The following is a 16213-nucleotide window of genomic DNA, read 5'->3' on the forward strand; positions in this document are numbered from 1 at the left end:
CCACTGTAATAGCGGACTTGGAGGTTGTTCATCCGGACTTACGCCGGCGACCCTACATCAATCAATGATTCGATCATAACCTTTTGGCTGTTCTTGTCGACCCAAGCGTGTGTCTCCTTGAGCAGCTCGCGGTATGCGGAGATTTGCGCTTCCACCTGGCCACGCGCTGTTCCCCCGAGAACATTGCGGGCATTGACGACAGTCTCCACTGCCAGTGCTTCATACACGTCGCTGTCAATGTCAGCGGAGAACATCCGAAACTCGTCGAGCGACAGGTCCAACAAGTATTTCTGCTGCTCGATGCAGTAGAGCACGGCGCGTCCCACCACTTCATGCGCCTGGCGGAACGGCATTTCCTTGCGAACCAAATAGTCGGCGAGGTCCGTGGCGTTGGAAAAGTCCTGCGTCACGGCCTGGCGCATCCGGTCCGTCTTGACCTGCATCGTCTGGATCATCGGCGTGAGCAGAGCCAGCGCACCATGCAAAGTCGCAACCGTATCGAACATGCCTTCCTTGTCTTCCTGCATGTCTTTGTTGTACGCGAGCGGCAGTCCTTTCAGCACGGTCAAAAGACCAAACAGGTTGCCGTACACCCGCCCCGTCTTTCCGCGGACCAGCTCCGCCACATCCGGGTTCTTCTTCTGCGGCATGATGCTGGAGCCGGTGCAGAATGCATCGTCCAGCTCCACAAAGGAAAATTCCTGGCTGCTCCAGATCACCAGCTCCTCGCACAAGCGGGAGAGATGCGCCATCAAAAGGGAGGCGCTTGCCAGGAACTCCACGATGAAGTCGCGATCGCTCACGGCGTCCATGCTGTTCAGGTAAATGCCGTCAAACTGCAGCAGCTCGGCGACGAAAGCGCGGTCGATCGGGAATGTGGTGCCAGCCAGCGCACCCGCCCCGAGCGGCAGCACGTTTACCCGTTTCCAGCAGTCGCGCATCCGCTCGATGTCGCGCTGCAGCATGGACACATACGCCATCATATGGTAGCCGAAGAGGACCGGCTGGGCCCGCTGCAGATGTGTGTAGCCCGGCATCACCGTATCCAGGTGGCTGCTCGCCTGCTCCAACAGCGCCTCTTGCAGATACATGGAAAGCTGGATGATCTCCATCAGCTTTTCCCGCAAATACAAGTGCATATCGAGAGCTACCTGATCATTGCGGCTCCGTCCCGTGTGCAGCTTGCCGCCGACCGGACCGATCTCTTCGATCAGCATCTTTTCTATGTTCATATGCACATCTTCGTGGGCCACGAGAAATTGCACCTGGCCCCGTTCGATTTTTTCCTTTACCTTCTTCAGGCCGGCAATAATCTGCCTGACCTCATCCATCGGCAGGATGCCGCACTTGCCCAGCATCGCCACGTGAGCCAGGCTGCCGACGATATCTTGCCGCCACATCTGCTGGTCGAAAGAGATGGAAGCTGTATATTCTTCTACAAGCTGATTCGTCGGCTTCGTGAAGCGTCCTCCCCACAGTTTCATTGCACAATCGCATCCTTTTCGTCCAAAATCTTGATCGGCGTTTTCATATTTTCATGCAGCACGCCCTCGTTCACCTGAGCGTATACCTTGGTCGGCAGGCCCCACAGCTTGATAAAGCCGATCGCCGCTTTGTGATCGAATTGGTCACCCGCCGCATACGTAGCCAGCTCGTGACTGTAGAGGGTCGAATCCGATTTTCGGCCGACGACGATGGCATGCCCCTTGTGCAGCTTCACGCGCACCACGCCGGTAACGTATTTTTGCGTTTCTTCGATGAAGGCTTGCAGGGCGTTGCGGATCGGCGAATACCAGAGTCCTTCGTAGATGACCTGCGCTACTTTTTGCTCGATGATCGGCTTGAACTGGGCCACCTCACGCGGCTGGGTCAGGAACTCCAGCTCACGGTGCGCCAGGATCAATGTCGTCGCGGCAGGAGTCTCATACACTTCCCGGGACTTGATGCCGACCAGACGGTTTTCCACATGGTCGATGCGGCCGACGCCGTGGTTTCCGGCGATTTTGTTCAGCTTCAGAATCAGCTCGGAGAGTGGCAGCTCTTCGCCGTTCAGCGCAGTCGGTACCCCTTTGACAAAGGTGATCTCGATTTCCTCCGGCTGATCAGGCGCATCGGCGATGGATTTGGTCAGATCGTAGGCGCCTTCCGGTGGTGCCGCCCAAGGGTCTTCCAGAACGCCGCACTCGCAGCTTCTGCCCCACAGGTTTTGGTCGATGCTGTATGGATTGTCCAGATCGATCGGGATCGGGATGTTGTTCTTTTTCGCATATTCAATCTCTTCGTCACGCGTCCAGCCCCACTCACGGACAGGCGCTACGATTTTGAGATTCGGATTCAGAGCCGTAAAGGAAACGTCAAAGCGAACCTGGTCGTTTCCTTTGCCTGTGCAGCCGTGCGCGACAGCGACAGCGCCTTCTTTTTCAGCAATCTCTACCAGAACGCGAGAGATCAGGTAGCGGGACAAAGCGGACACGAGCGGATATTTGCCTTCGTACATGGCGTTTGCCTGCAGCGCCGGAAGCACGTATTCCTGGGCAAAAGCTTCTTTCGCGTCGACGACGATCGACTTCAGTGCACCGACCTGCAGCGCTTTTTTCTGGACAAAATCAAGGTCCTTTCCTTCTCCTACGTCCAGCGCTACCGCAATGACGTCGTAATTGTATGTGTCTTGCAGCCATTTGATCGCTACAGATGTATCTAAACCGCCTGAATAGGCCAAAACAATTTTATCTTTTTCCATCGTTCTTTCTCTCCCCGTGTAGAAAAATTATTTATGAGTAATTATACATACTAACTTATAAAAATACAACGCCTTTTTTGTTTCCTCCTTCTTTTTTTCATGTTACAACTAGAGCAGCAGCCTCGATCCTAGGCAGAGGTTTCCCCGAAGCCTTCAAGCGATCGAGCACGGGCTGCCTGGACCTGCACAGCTTTGATTCCTTCGGTGAAGCGGAGTCTATCATCCGCGAAGCCAAACGGTCAAAGCTGCTGCCACGGTCAGGCGAGGTCTTCAACAAATGAGAGGACTATAGATAAAGCAGACGCATGCCAACCTGTTGGAAGTAATGAATATAAAGAAGAGGCAAAGAAGTGTACCCCGCCTTAGCCTACTCCGTTCATAACAGGTACATGATCCGCCAATTGCATAGATATGCTTTTTCCTTTCATGAAAATGCATACAGGCCGTTGGGGTTTGCCGATCCGAGAAGATACTCCGTGTTCGTCAGAGCCTGGTCCTTTCGCTTCTCTCCCTAGCCATATCAAGGCAAGCGGAGGTCGCCCTGACGTTTTTGAGAAGCAGACAAGCTTTTCCGGAAATTTTTTTTACAAATCCCGTTGACTTTGACGCATACGTAAAGGTGTACAGTGATGGTGTCAGGAGGTGAGCACATGGAATATACGGTGCAGAAGCTGGGCCAATTGGCGGGAGTCAGTACGAGAACGCTGCGGTATTATGACGAGATCGGGATTCTTAAGCCGGCGAGAATCAACTCGTCAGGGTACCGGATTTACGGTCAGGCGGAGGTCGATCGGTTGCAGCAAATTCTGTTTTACAGAGAATTGGGGATTACGCTGGACGTGATCAAGGAGATCGTGACCTCCCCGTCCTTCAGCCGGGCCCAGGCGCTAAAAGAACATCGTGAGCAGCTCCTCGACAGAAGAAAGCAGCTCGATCTGCTGATCAAAAATGTTGAAAAGACAATCGCTTCTATGGAAGGGAGAATGACCATGACCGATCAAGAGAAGTTCGAAGGGTTTAAACAAAAGCTGATTGACGATAACGAGAAAACGTACGGAGAAGAAATTCGCAAAAAGTACGGAGACGACGTTGTAGACAAATCCAATCAAAAGCTGAAGAACATGACACAGGAGCAGCTTGGGGAAGTAAAGCGCCTGGAGAGTGAAGTTGCCACCACATTGGCTGAGGCGTTCAAAACCGGCGATCCGGGAAGCGCTCTCGCCCAAAAAGCGGCGGATTTGCATAAGCAGTGGCTGATGCACTCCTGGAGCGAGTACAGCAAAGAGGCACATGCAGGGCTTGCTCAAATGTATGTAGATGACGAGCGGTTCAAAGCGTACTACGATCAGAATCAGCCAGGCATGGCCGAATTTTTGAGAGACGCGATCCACATCTATACAGGCATGAAACAATAGACTTAGCCGAATGCCGCGGTAGTGCGAAAGGCTGAAAAACGGGTTGTACCAAGGGGCAAGACCAGGTACAGCCCGTTTTTATCTGTTCATTTTTAAAATGTGAATCACTCGTGTATGATCATATCAGACGATTCTGAATTGACCGGCTTCCGATGTTTGAACGCATGCCTCTCCCGCCGCGCCCCGCTAAGCGGTGCCTGTTTGAAGCTGGCAATGGATTTACCTGCTCTCCTGCCTTCTCGCTTTGACTATCTCTTGAGTAAAGGATGTGACTTCCCTGACACTGTCTCGCCTTCATCCCTTGTTCTATCACCTGCGGGTCAGCCAAAAGAGAATCGGCCGAATGCTGTCTGACCGCGTTTCCGGGGTTCGCTTTGCCCGCCAGCAGCAAGCCCCCTCTTTTTCATTCACGTGCAAAAAGCATCAGTCCTTGCTTCGGAGAAAGCTGGGAAGCTCCGATCCACATCTGCAGGAAAACAAAATCATCAATTTGCGGATTGCGATTCCGTCCATTGACGGACTGCTGATCAGGCCCGGGGAAACCTTCTCCTTCTGGAACCGGGTAGGCAAGACGACAAAGGAAAAAGGCTACGTGGAAGGACTGCTTTTGTCACAAGGAGAGGTGCGAACAGGTGTTGGCGGCGGCCTGTGCCAGCTTGCCAACCTGCTCTTCTGGATGGCGCTTCACACGCCGCTCGAGATTGCGGAACGGCACCACCATCAGTTTGATCCTTTTCCGGACGATCAGCGCGTCCTGCCTTTTGGCAGCGGTGCCAGCGTTTTTTACAACTATATCGATCTTCGCCTCTACAACCCGACAAAGCAAACCTTTCAATTGCGCGTCAATCTGACAGATAAGCATCTCAAGGGAGCGATTTACACAGATCGCGAGTGGCCGCTCTCCTATCATCTCGAAGAGCGGAATCACAAGTTTATGCGCCGGGGTGGAAAAAATTACAGACGCAATGAAATCTGGAGGCTCGTGATCGACAAAAAAACCGGAAAGCGGACCAGAGAAGAACTGGCGATCCGCAACTTTTCCGAGGTCAAATACACCCTGGAGGAGGTTCCGCCAACTGGTCCAGACTATTCCGGTTAATTGTTTCAACATCGTTATGCATGAATTTTGTATGGAACCTGCGGGACGTATTCCTCTCCCTTGTGCTCTCTGATCCATGCCAGCTCGGCTGCGGCCAGGCGCTCGAAATTTTCAGCTATGTGAATATCGCCCTCCGCTCTCCACCCTGCGATGATCGGGTACATCGGCACATAAAAACCGTTGATATACCACATGTCAAACAGCAGATCGGGGTGGACGAGACCATTTTTGTGGAGAACACCGATCATCTCGAAAAAGCCGTACAGCGTGACAAAACGGGCAAATTCCTCGCTCCCGCGGGGATAGCGCCCGATGAACGTATCGTAGCTCCATTCTTTATTTGCGATCGTATGGGAGAACCACTTTTTCGCTTCTTGCATTCGCTCCGATTCGTACTGCTGGTACAGCTTCAAAATAATGTCGGCGTCCTGGTAGGTAGGAATCATCAACTTTCACACTCCTGTTTGGATTCGGGGAAAAGAATTTTCCATTCCCACTATTATCTAGAAAACACATGTTCTTGTCCAAGCTTTTTTACACTCGGCTTTGCGCTTTTGTCCACTTCACTCGCAACGGGAGGTTTCTCTATGAAACATTTTTACCTCGTCAGACACTGTAAAGCAGAGGGCCAGGACCCTGACGCGGCACTCACGCCTTTGGGCTGCCAGCAAGCTGCCGCGCTGGCTGCCTTTTTTACGGACATACCCGTTGAACGGATCATCGCAAGTCCTTATTTGCGTGCACAAGCTACTGCGGAGCCGCTTGCCCGGCATTTCGGACTGGAGATCGAGACTGACAGCCGGCTCGAAGAGAGAGTCCTTTCCGCATATTCGATGCCTGACTGGTACGAGCGCCTGCGAGACACGTTTTCTGATCTGACGCTGTGCTACGAAGGCGGTGAAAGCAGCCAGGAAGCCATGAATCGCGGGTTATCCTTGCTCCGTGATGCGCTTTCCGCTCCCTTCTCTCATACCGTACTGGTCACCCATGGCTGTCTGATGGCCCTCCTCCTGAAGCAGCTCGACGATACATACGGCTTTGCCGACTGGGAAGCCCTGACCAACCCGGACGTCTACCGGATTTCTTGCCAGGAAGGCGTGTGGACGATCAAACGAATCTGGAACGAGCTTGCCGGCTGACCGTTACCGGATGGCAACGCGGGAAAATAAAAACAGTTACAGCGAGGTGTTCTTACTGAAGCACCTCCTGTAACTGCGTTTGGTTATCTTGCTGGATTATTTTTTCAAGCTCTTCCCGGGACAACTGACTGACCACGCGAATGAATTGGTAGGCCAGTTCTGCATCAAACTGTGTCCCTGCCCCTTTCCTGATCTCCTGAAGTGCGTCTTCGACCGGGAGTCCTTTCCGGTAGGGACGATCCGCAACCATGGCGTCAAATGCGTCGGAGATGGCCAAAATACGGGCCATCAGCGGGATCTCGTCCCCCTTCAAGCCATCCGGGTAGCCCTTCCCGTCGATCCGTTCGTGGTGGGAGCGAATGGCGGGCAGCAGTTCGTGAAACATCCCTGCCTGCAAGATAATTTCATATCCAATCACCGTATGCTGCTTGATCTTGTCGTACTCTTCCGGTGTTAATTTTCCTTTTTTATTGAGAATGTGATCCTCGATACCGATTTTTCCGATGTCATGCAAGATGCCGCCAAAATAGACTTCATCCACTTTATCCGGTGGCATCCCGATAGCACGCGCAATTTCCCGTCCCCAGTGGGCCACACGCTGCGAATGGCCGCTCGTGTAGTGGTCACGGGCATCGATCGAAGCTGCCATTGTCGTCAGAAAGCTGTGGTTAAAGGTTTGGATTTCGTCCATTTTTTGTTGGAGCTTGTTAATGTTGCGAAAATATTGGCGGAATACAATATTCAAGGAGATAAACGCAGCCAGCAACGGAATGAGCGAAAGCCATCCGTATTGTGCTACCAGCCTGGCTCCAATACCGCCGATAATCATGAGCATAATGTACGTGTTTGACCCACCTTTGACCATGCTCGCAAAGGTGTCCAGCCACTTTACATGAAAGAAATAGGAGATTCCCGAAGCCACCAGTGACGTGTTGACAAACCAATAAACAAGAATCAGCAACAGGTCCGAAAACATCCACGGGATACCGGCCGAGTCGGCGGCATGATGTAAAAATCCTACCAGCCAGAGAGTCAGCAGGATTTGCCCGCAGTTAAACATGGCCTTCTTCAAGGAAGAACGGCTCAGTACGGTCACAATCAATAATTCAACGACTGCGGCCCAGACCGCAACCCATGTGCCATACAAGAGAATTCCCGAAAAAAACAATGCATTATTGACAGTCAGTCTCGCGTTAAATGTGCTAATAGGGGCAAAAGCCCCTACGATGGTCAAAAGCGTAAAGATGAACAAGACGCTCCAGTGATTGCGTGGCTCCCAATCCGGCAGCACCGAAACAAATACGGCGATCGCTGCAAGAGGGAGAAAAAACTGAATAAACAGATGTTTGAAAAAACGGGTGAGGTCAATATTTTTCTGCATAATTTTTACCTTCGCGCAATCGTATTAAAGAGATAGGCTTGTTTGTAATGCGCTGAACAAGAAGGAACGTCCCCAACATAATAAACAGGTCGCCAATACTGATCAGCCTCGGAATAGGGAACGGCATATGCATAATATCTGCAAGGAAAGGGAACACCGTTTGATCCGTCAAAAGCGAGTGCTTGAAATCCGTGCCATTCAACAAAGGCTCTATCGGGTAAGGAAGCTGTTTTGCCTGCTCGATATCGACAGGCATGCGCCCTCCATTCAGCCAGATGACCAGCGCGTTCAAAAACCACCCGATCATAAAAATCCTGATGTCTTCATGCTCTCTGTTAAAGTAAAAAAAGAGCAGCAGTGCCAGATAGGCAACGGATACAAATATTCCACCAATCGACGGGAAAAAGCCTGATGTAATCTGGAGCAAAATACAAATCACCAGAAAGGCCAATCCGTTAAAGGTAGGAATGCTCTTTACCCGTCCGCCCCTGAGGAAAGCGATTAAAAACGAGAAGGCTATCACGTCAAGCAGCATGTTTCGTTACCTCCGAAAAAGCAATGAAAAACACCACTTTGAACAAGCGGTGTTTCTCTAGTTTTCCTACCTTTAGCCAACGTACCAGTTAGCAGAAGTTGCAGCAACGATACCTGCTACCAACAGAAGTGCTCCAAACCATTTTTTCATGCCATTCCCCTCCTTAAATAAATAGTGGAGAAAGCTAGTTTCGCTACTTAGCTCTAACGTACAGGCCAAGCGACCAAATACAGCCTGTACAGCTTCCCTTTTCCCGAGGGAAAAGGCGGATTCGCTACTGGCTCCATACAGACCAAGCGACCAGATACAGTCTGTACTTCTTCGCGCTTTCATGCCTATATTTTACACATAAGTGACAAAATTCGGCAATAATAGATTCATAGTCTATAAGCTTCAATTATAAATAGGAATTTGTACCTAGAACTATATTCACACAACAGCAGCCAACACTGCTTTCTGCGCATGCAGCCTGTTTTCCGCCTGATCAAAGACGACGGAGTTTGCACCGTCGATCACGCCGGCAGATACTTCTTCCCCTCTGTGAGCAGGCAGGCAGTGCAGGAAGAGGTATTCCGGGCTGGCGTGGCTGACCAGGTTTTCGTTCACCTGATAAGCAGCGAACGCTTGCAGCCGCTGCTCGTTTTCCGCCTCGAAGCCCATGCTGGTCCAGACATCGGTGTACACGGCATCAGCGTCTTTGACTGCCTCGACGGGATCGTGGGTCACGAGCAGCTTTCCACCGTTTGCCTGCGCATATCCTTTTGCCTGCTCGACGATGGCCGCATTCATTTCATATCCCGGCGGCGTGGCGACGCGAACGTCCATACCCAGCAGCACAGCCGCCAGCACGAGCGAATTGGCCACGTTGTTTCCGTCTCCTACGTAAGCCAGCTTGATCCCCTTCAGCTTGCCCTTGTGCTCCCAGATCGTGAGCATGTCGGCCAATGCCTGACACGGGTGGAAGTCATCCGTGAGTCCGTTGATGATCGGGATCGAGGCGTGCTCCGCCAATTCCTCCACACCGGCATGGGAAAACGTCCGAATCATGATCGCGTCAACATAGCGCGACATGACTTTCGCCGTATCGCTGATCGGCTCCCCCCGTCCGAGCTGCAGTTCTTTGCCGCTTAAAAACATCGCCATGCCGCCGAGCTGGTACATGCCGACTTCAAAGGAAACGCGGGTGCGGGTGGATGACTTGTCAAAAATCATTCCCAGCGTTTTCCCTTGCAGGGGCTGGTATGGCTGACCGTTCTTCTGCAGCTTTTTGATGTGAGCCGCCAGCTCCAAAAGCTGCATCAGCTCTTCTCCACTGAATTCATCGACCCGCAAAAGGTCTTTCCCCTTATATTTGGCCCACTGTGCGTTTGGAAAGCGATCCAATATCTTCACAGGCTGCATGCCCGTCACCTCTTTTCTCCGAAATGGCTTGCACATACAAAGCGAATGTCTCACTGGAAGTAAACAACGGTAATCCTTGTTGGACGGCCCGGCTGCGGAGGGCAAAACCGCTGCGCCCGCGACTGTTTCCTTTGGTCGCCGTAATCAGGGCAAAGGCCACACCCTCGGTCTGAACCAGCTCCACAAGCTCCTGCTCATCCCCGATCACGTGAGCGACGCTCAAGCCGTTTTCCTTGAGCCATGCGGCCGTTCCTGGCGTTCCTGCCAATACGCCGCCTTGCTCCTGCAATCGCTTCAGCGCAGGCAGCACCTCTGCCGTTTTGTCTCCGTCCGCCAAAGATACCAGGCAAATCTGTCCTGCTTGCCAGCTTGAAAAAATGCTGTCTTTATAAGCAAACGCCTTTCCTGCCGCTTCAGCGAAACTATGGCCCAGACCGAGCACCTCTCCCGTCGACTTCATTTCCGGGCCGAGCGCAGGGTCCACACCGGTCAGCTTTACGGTCGAGAAAACAGGCGCTTTCACTACGGCAAACGGAATGTCAGGCAAAAGACCTGCTTTGTACCCCATCTCCGCCAGCTTCTCTCCCAACTGGGCGCGGACGGCCAGCTCGACCATCGGAACGCCCGTCACCTTGCTCGTAATCGGCACGGTACGGGAAGCGCGAGGGTTTACCTCCAGCACGTATACCGTATCGCCGCTGATGACAAATTGAATGTTGATCAGGCCTACCGCTCCCATCTCGCGGGCAATGGCTTCGGTGTAGCGTGCAATCGTGGCTTTGACTTCGTCAGTCAGGTACGGTGCCGGGAAAAGGGCAACGCTGTCGCCTGAGTGAATCCCGGCCTTCTCCACGTGCTGGTAGACGCCCGGGATCAATACCGATTGGCCGTCACAGACGGCATCTACTTCCGCTTCCATGCCCGGTACGTATTTGTCGACGAGAAGCGGGAAAAAGTCCTGGCTGTTTGGCTGGCTCAACCATCCCTCAATCGTGGCGGATAGCTCATCGATGTCATGTGCCACGACCATGCCCTGCCCGCCGATGACGTAGGAAGGACGCAGCAGGACCGGGTACCCTACGGTAGACGCTGCTGCAGCCGCTTCCTCCAGCGTGGATACACCCTGCCCCGGGATATGCGGAATATCCAGCCCTCTGAGCATGGCGTAAAAGAGCTCGCGATCCTCTGCCCGCTCAATCGCTTCGAGCTTCGTTCCCATCACAGTCAAACCTGCTGCTTCCAGCTTGGCGGCCAGATTGATCGCCGTTTGTCCGCCGAACTGCACCATGACTCCGTCCACCTGCTCCCGCTCCGCTACGTGCAGCACGTCTTCCGCGTGAAGCGGCTCGAAGTAGAGATGGTTCGCTGTCTCGTAATCGGTACTCACCGTCTCCGGGTTGTTGTTGACGACGATGGCCGCGATCCCCTTTGCCTGCAGTGCTTTTGCGGCGTGTACCGAGCAGTAGTCAAATTCAATCCCCTGTCCGATCCGGATCGGCCCTGAGCCGAGCACCAGCACTTTTTTGCCGGTCAGCTCCTCGACCTCATCGGCACCCTGCCAATCAGAATAGTAGTACGGCGTTTGCGCATCGAACTCTGCGGCGCAGGTATCGACGATTTTATACGTCGGCTTGATGTTGTACTGCACTCTGAGCTGCTTTACTTCCGCTGCCGTGCAGCCGATCAGCCCGGCGATCGTCTCGTCGGCAAATCCGCGTCGCTTCGCTTCCGTCAGCAGTTCGGGGGTCAGCGTTTCGCATGCAGCCAGCTCTTTTTCCAACGACACGATCTTTGCGAGGCTTCGCAGGAAAAACGGATCAATCCCTGTCAATCCATGCAGCTCGCTTTCCGTAAAGCCTTTTCGGATCGCTTCGGCTAGTGCAAACAGCCGCACATCGGTCGCTTCCTGAACGAGCTGGACCAATGTCTCCCGATCACACGCTGCCAGATCGGGACGGCTCAGATGCGTGCAGCCCTGCTCCAGGGAGCGCACAGCCTTGAGCAGTCCCGCTTCCAGATTGCGGGCGATCGACATCACTTCACCGGTCGCTTTCATCTGGGTCCCCAGCTGCCGGTCCGCCAGCGGAAATTTGTCAAACGGCCAGCGCGGGATTTTCACTACAATATAGTCCAGCGTCGGCTCAAAGCTGGCATACGTATAGCCGGTAATCGGATTCAACACTTCGTCGAGATTGTAGCCAAGCGCCAGTTTGGCCGCGATCCGGGCGATCGGATAGCCGGTCGCTTTGGATGCGAGCGCACTGGAGCGGCTCACTCTCGGGTTGACCTCGATCAGGTAGTAGCTGTCCGAGTTCGGGTCGAGGGCGAACTGGATATTGCAGCCGCCTACCACGCCCAGCGAGCGGATCACCTTGGTGGATACACTGCGGAGCATCTGGTACTGCCTGTCGGTCAGCGTCTGGGAAGGCGCGACAACGATGCTGTCTCCCGTGTGGATACCCACCGGGTCCAGATTTTCCATGTTGCAGACGATGATGCACGTATCGCTCGCATCCCGCATCACTTCGTATTCGATTTCTTTCCAGCCTTTGACGCTGCGTTCGATCAGCACCTGACCGATCGGGCTTGCGGCGATTCCGTTTGCCGCTACTGTCCGGAGGGATTGCTCGCTGTCCGCGATGCCGCCGCCCGCTCCACCCAGCGTATAGGCAGGACGGACGATAACGGGATAGCCGATGGAGTCGGCAAAGGCGACCGCAGCCTCGACAGATTCGACAGTGGCGCTCTCCGGCACAGGCTCGCCGATTTTTTGCATCAGCTTCTTGAACAGCTCGCGGTCTTCACCATTTTGGATCGCTTCCAAAGGAGTTCCCAGCAGCTCTACATCGTACTTTTCCAATACGCCCGCTTCCGCCAGGGACACGGCTAGGTTCAATCCCGTCTGACCGCCCAGCGTTGGCAAAAGGCCGTCCGGACGCTCCTTGGCGATAATTGCTGTCACGGACTCTACCGTCAGCGGCTCCAAATAGACTTTGTCGGCAACTTGTTCATCTGTCATGATCGTGGCCGGGTTGTTGTTCACAAGCACGACCTTGACCCCCGCTTCCTTCAGGGAAAGGCAGGCCTGTGCTCCGGCATAATCAAACTCCGCCGCCTGACCGATCACGATCGGTCCCGACCCGATGACTAACACTTTTTGAATGTGCGGCAATTTAGGCATATCTCTTCGCTCCCACTACACGCATCGACTGCAAGAATTGCTGAAAAATATGTGAGGTGTCGCTTGGCCCCGGATGGGCTTCCGGATGGAACTGGACGCTCATGACCGGCAGCAATTGATGGCGAATGCCCTCTACCGATCCGTCGTTTACATTGCGGTAGGTAACCGTGAGCAGCCGTTTGTCCAGCGACTCTTCCTTTACGACATAGCCGTGATTTTGCGAGGTCATGTATACTTTGCCGGTCGCAAGCTCCTTGACCGGATGGTTTCCTCCGCGGTGGCCGTATTTCAGTTTCTCCGTCTTTCCTCCGAACGCCAGCGCGAGAACCTGATGACCAAGGCAGATACCGAGCGTCGGATACTGCTCAGCCGCTTTTCTCCATTCACTGCAATAGGCATGCAGATCTTCCGGATCGCCGGGTCCATTGGAAAAGAGCAGTCCGTCCGGCTGCAGCGCTTGAATCTGGGCGTACGGCGTGTCGAACGGCACCACCGTCACCCGGCAGCCAAGCTCCAGCAGCGCGTCCAGAATCGATTGCTTCATCCCCAAATCGACCAGCACCACATGCTCCTGCGAGCCCGGGTAGCGTTTTATCTCTTGGCAGGATACTTCTGCGACCAGCGACTTTTTGATGTGTTTGGTCTTGAGTGCGGCTACTTCTTCCGCTGCCAGGGGTTGATCGGAAATGGCTCCCCACAGCGGCCCGTCCTGGCGCACTCGCTTCGTAATCGTCCGCGTATCGATACCCGCCAGGATCGGAAAGCCGAAATCCTCTGCCGTTTCCGCCAGTGTGCGAACCGATTGATAGTGGCTGGGCTCCATGCACAGCTCACTGACGACCATCCCGGCCAAAGCGGGCTTGGCTGCCTCGTAATCGTTGTCGTTGACTCCGTAATTGCCGATCAGCGGATACGTAAACGTGACGATCTGACCGGCGAAGGACGGGTCGCTCATCACTTCCTGATACCCTGTCATTCCTGTATGAAAAACCACTTCCCCGATTCCTTCCAGCGGCGCTCCATACAGCGTTCCGGCGAATACTTCACCTGTCTCCAGCGTCAAATAACCTGGTCCCAATCCCTGTTTCTCTTTATCCATCTATGAAAGCCACTCCTCTCCAAAGGGCACTCACTTGCGAAAATTTATGCAACTTACTGTATTAATATACATTTATGATTATAAAAATGCAACGAGTTTTTTATCTTTTCCTACTCGTTGCAACTATTTTCCTGCTGTCTTTTGCGTGGCCATAAAGCTTCTCTTCACTGGCACGCGTACACGTCTTACCCACCGTCCCCTCTATTTGAAAGCTACGCTTGGGCGATCGCTTCCTTTAGCACCGCTGCTGCCTGTGCCACTTCATTTTCCGTTGTAATAAACGACGGCAGCATCCGTATGACCTGAGGTCCCGCGAGCAACAGCAGCAGCCCTTTTTCCCGCGCGTAATCCAGTACAGGAGCTGCCGGGATCGAAAGCTCCATCCCCAAAAGCAGGCCCTTGCCTCTGATTTCGACCACTTTGTCCGGAAAGGCTGCCTTGATTTGCTGCAAGCTGCTTACCAGCAGCTGATGCAGCTCGTTCACCCGCTCCAGCATTGCGTCTTCCTCGATGGTTTCCAGCGTGGCCAAACCTGCAGCCATAGCGAGCGGATTGCCGCCGAAGGTCGTCCCGTGGGTGCCGGGGGCAAATGCCTGAGCCGCTTCCTCGGTAGCCAGAACGGCGCCGATCGGGAATCCGCTGCCAAGTCCCTTTGCAAGCGAAATCGCATCGGGCAAAATGCCGTATTGCTGAAAAGCAAACCAGGTGCCGGTCCGTCCGATGCCGGTCTGCACCTCATCGATCAAAAGCAGCAGGCCGTGTTCGTCGCAAATCTGGCGGAGCCCTTTGACAAATTTCTCATATGCAGGATGCACGCCGCCTTCCCCTTGCACCAGCTCAAGCATGATCGCGCATGTCTTTTCATTTACGGCCTCATGCACCGCCGCCAAATCATTGTAGGGAATAGTTACGAATCCCTCGGGAAGCGGCAGGAAGCCGTCTTTTACCTTCTCCTGGCCTGTGGCGGTCAGGGTCGCCAGCGTCCTCCCGTGAAACGACTGGCCAAACGTAATGATTTCGTAGCGGTCTGTCCCTTTCACCTTCTGTGCATAGCGGCGTGCCAGCTTGATCAGGCCTTCGTTCGCCTCGGCGCCGCTGTTGCAAAATAGTGTCCGTGAAAGACCCGACAGCTCGCTCAGCTTTGCCGCCAGCTTCTCCTGGCCGGGAACGTGGAACAGATTGGAGCAATGCCAGAGCATATCCAGCTGTTCATGCAGCTTGCCGGCTACTTTTGTCGGCACATGTCCCAAGGACGTAACGGCAATCCCCGAGATGAAGTCCAAATATTCCTTGCCCGCCTCGTCCCAGACCCGGTTTCCCTTCCCTTTTACGAGGTGTATCGGCCATCTTGCATAGTTATTCATCAAATGGAGTGGAGCAGTCGTCGTACTCATGGTTTCTCCTCCTCAACGTGCTGCTTGATTTTTTTCGGCTGCGGCAGCCACGATTGCCGTGCCGGCCGGTTCACCCTGACAAACCTTAAGCAAATCTTCCGCTGTGCCGCGGCATATGACGACCTGCGCTACCCCGGCGGAAAGCGCATCGAGCGCAGCCTGCACCTTGGGGATCATTCCGCCTGTGATCATTCCCTCGCTGATCATGCGTCCGATTTCAGCCTCATCCGTTTTGGAAACAAGCGCTTTGGTGCCATCCGCCTCCGGCTTTAAAATGCCCGGAACGTCCGTCACCATGATCAGGCTTTCGGCTCTCAATGCAGCGGCAATCGCTCCTGCCGACACATCGGCGTTTACATTGTACCTCTCTGCCCCGTCAATTCCTGCGGCAAGCGGAGCTATCACCGGCACGTACCCCTGACCGAGAATGGTCCGCGGGATCGCGGCATCTACCGCCTTCACTTCGCCTACCCAGCCCAGCGGCTTTTCCGTCCGTACCGCCGTGAGCATGCTTCCATCCATCCCGCTCACGCCCCACGCTCTCGCTCCGTGTTCTGTCAGGCGTCTGACCAGCCATTTGTTGATCTGGCCGCAGAGCACCATTTCCACAACCTCCAGTGTATCCTCGCAGGTCACGCGGAGGCCGTCCACGAATACGGAAGATATCGCCAGCCGCTCCAGCATGCTGTTGATGGCGGGTCCCCCTCCATGGACGATCACGAGCTGCTTCCCCATTTTCTGAAGCCGTGCAATTGTTTGAAAAAAGCTCCCGGGTAGCTGCTCCATCGTGCTGCCCCCGCATTTTATGACGACAATGCCCTGCATTTTA

At 54.0% G+C, this 16213-nt stretch carries 13 protein-coding genes; 3 read left to right on the forward strand and 10 right to left on the reverse strand.

From position 1 onward, the window contains the following. Nucleotides 1-38: 38 nt before the first annotated feature. Complete coding sequence (gene argH, locus NST37_RS22510; RefSeq protein ID WP_172920878.1) at nucleotides 39-1484, reverse strand: argininosuccinate lyase; 1446 nt, start codon at nucleotides 1482-1484, stop codon at nucleotides 39-41. Beyond that, on the reverse strand, nucleotides 1481-2740 hold the full coding sequence (locus NST37_RS22515) for an argininosuccinate synthase (RefSeq protein WP_339185860.1): 1260 nt from the start codon (nucleotides 2738-2740) through the stop codon (nucleotides 1481-1483). Before NST37_RS22515 ends, argH begins: the two co-directional genes overlap by 4 nt. A gap of 650 nt (nucleotides 2741-3390) precedes the next feature. Here NST37_RS22515 and NST37_RS22520 point away from each other — a divergent pair. Further along, nucleotides 3391-4155, forward strand: coding sequence for a MerR family transcriptional regulator (locus NST37_RS22520; protein WP_039070245.1), 765 nt, complete (start codon nucleotides 3391-3393; stop codon nucleotides 4153-4155). A 268-nt stretch (nucleotides 4156-4423) separates the two neighbouring features. After that, entirely contained in the window at nucleotides 4424-5254 is an 831-nt protein-coding gene (locus tag NST37_RS22525; protein WP_322630260.1) for a VanW family protein, read from the forward strand. Nucleotides 5255-5268: 14 nt separating this feature from the next. On the opposite strand, the gene NST37_RS22530 is transcribed toward NST37_RS22525, so the two are convergent. Continuing rightward, entirely contained in the window at nucleotides 5269-5700 is a 432-nt protein-coding gene (locus NST37_RS22530; protein ID WP_003388275.1) for a hypothetical protein, read from the reverse strand. A gap of 141 nt (nucleotides 5701-5841) precedes the next feature. Between NST37_RS22530 and NST37_RS22535 the strand changes: the two genes are divergently transcribed. After that, nucleotides 5842-6393, forward strand: coding sequence for a histidine phosphatase family protein (locus tag NST37_RS22535; protein WP_122958881.1), 552 nt, complete (start codon nucleotides 5842-5844; stop codon nucleotides 6391-6393). A 52-nt stretch (nucleotides 6394-6445) separates the two neighbouring features. On the opposite strand, the gene NST37_RS22540 is transcribed toward NST37_RS22535, so the two are convergent. The 7 genes from NST37_RS22540 to argB all read right to left on the reverse strand — a co-directional run bounded on the left by NST37_RS22540 (nucleotide 6446) and on the right by argB (nucleotide 16209). Then, the gene (locus NST37_RS22540) at nucleotides 6446-7774 is read right to left on the reverse strand and encodes an HD-GYP domain-containing protein (RefSeq protein WP_003388278.1); all 1329 of its coding nucleotides are present in this window, start codon (nucleotides 7772-7774) and stop codon (nucleotides 6446-6448) included. After that, entirely contained in the window at nucleotides 7758-8309 is a 552-nt protein-coding gene (locus NST37_RS22545; RefSeq protein ID WP_003388280.1) for a DUF5317 domain-containing protein, read from the reverse strand. Before NST37_RS22545 ends, NST37_RS22540 begins: the two co-directional genes overlap by 17 nt. A 429-nt stretch (nucleotides 8310-8738) precedes the next feature. Then, nucleotides 8739-9710, reverse strand: coding sequence for an ornithine carbamoyltransferase (gene argF, locus NST37_RS22550; protein WP_171506925.1), 972 nt, complete (start codon nucleotides 9708-9710; stop codon nucleotides 8739-8741). Then, nucleotides 9655-12891, reverse strand: a complete 3237-nt coding sequence (gene carB, locus NST37_RS22555; protein ID WP_122958880.1) for a carbamoyl-phosphate synthase (glutamine-hydrolyzing) large subunit — start codon at nucleotides 12889-12891, stop codon at nucleotides 9655-9657. The genes argF and carB overlap by 56 nt, the downstream gene beginning before the upstream one ends. Further along, nucleotides 12884-13990, reverse strand: a complete 1107-nt coding sequence (locus NST37_RS22560; protein ID WP_031932640.1) for a carbamoyl phosphate synthase small subunit — start codon at nucleotides 13988-13990, stop codon at nucleotides 12884-12886. The genes carB and NST37_RS22560 overlap by 8 nt, the downstream gene beginning before the upstream one ends. Before the next feature lie 212 nt (nucleotides 13991-14202). Then, nucleotides 14203-15384: an aspartate aminotransferase family protein gene (locus tag NST37_RS22565; protein ID WP_003388285.1), complete on the reverse strand. Its 1182-nt coding sequence runs from the start codon at nucleotides 15382-15384 to the stop codon at nucleotides 14203-14205. Between the two features lie 12 nt (nucleotides 15385-15396). Beyond that, nucleotides 15397-16209 carry an acetylglutamate kinase gene (gene argB, locus NST37_RS22570; RefSeq protein WP_003388286.1) on the reverse strand — a complete coding sequence of 271 codons (813 nt, stop codon included), beginning with the start codon at nucleotides 16207-16209 and terminating at the stop codon, nucleotides 15397-15399. Between the last annotated feature and the right edge of the window lie 4 nt (nucleotides 16210-16213).

This window comes from Brevibacillus sp. FSL K6-6036, from assembly GCF_037964015.1.
Lineage (GTDB): Bacteria > Bacillota > Bacilli > Brevibacillales > Brevibacillaceae > Brevibacillus > Brevibacillus borstelensis.

What these genes read in the sequence shown, in the direction of transcription:
- NST37_RS22560 (WP_031932640.1), bottom strand. Translation starts at nt 13,990, where the DNA reads ATGGATAAAGAGAAACAGGGATTGGGACCAGGTTATTTGACGCTGGAG.
- carB (WP_122958880.1), bottom strand. Translation starts at nt 12,891, where the DNA reads ATGCCTAAATTGCCGCACATTCAAAAAGTGTTAGTCATCGGGTCGGGA.
- NST37_RS22520 (WP_039070245.1), top strand. Translation starts at nt 3,391, where the DNA reads ATGGAATATACGGTGCAGAAGCTGGGCCAATTGGCGGGAGTCAGTACG.
- NST37_RS22530 (WP_003388275.1), bottom strand. Translation starts at nt 5,700, where the DNA reads ATGATTCCTACCTACCAGGACGCCGACATTATTTTGAAGCTGTACCAG.
- argB (WP_003388286.1), bottom strand. Translation starts at nt 16,209, where the DNA reads ATGCAGGGCATTGTCGTCATAAAATGCGGGGGCAGCACGATGGAGCAG.
- NST37_RS22565 (WP_003388285.1), bottom strand. Translation starts at nt 15,384, where the DNA reads ATGAGTACGACGACTGCTCCACTCCATTTGATGAATAACTATGCAAGA.
- NST37_RS22535 (WP_122958881.1), top strand. Translation starts at nt 5,842, where the DNA reads ATGAAACATTTTTACCTCGTCAGACACTGTAAAGCAGAGGGCCAGGAC.
- NST37_RS22515 (WP_339185860.1), bottom strand. Translation starts at nt 2,740, where the DNA reads ATGGAAAAAGATAAAATTGTTTTGGCCTATTCAGGCGGTTTAGATACA.
- argH (WP_172920878.1), bottom strand. Translation starts at nt 1,484, where the DNA reads ATGAAACTGTGGGGAGGACGCTTCACGAAGCCGACGAATCAGCTTGTA.
- argF (WP_171506925.1), bottom strand. Translation starts at nt 9,710, where the DNA reads ATGCAGCCTGTGAAGATATTGGATCGCTTTCCAAACGCACAGTGGGCC.
- NST37_RS22540 (WP_003388278.1), bottom strand. Translation starts at nt 7,774, where the DNA reads ATGCAGAAAAATATTGACCTCACCCGTTTTTTCAAACATCTGTTTATT.
- NST37_RS22545 (WP_003388280.1), bottom strand. Translation starts at nt 8,309, where the DNA reads ATGCTGCTTGACGTGATAGCCTTCTCGTTTTTAATCGCTTTCCTCAGG.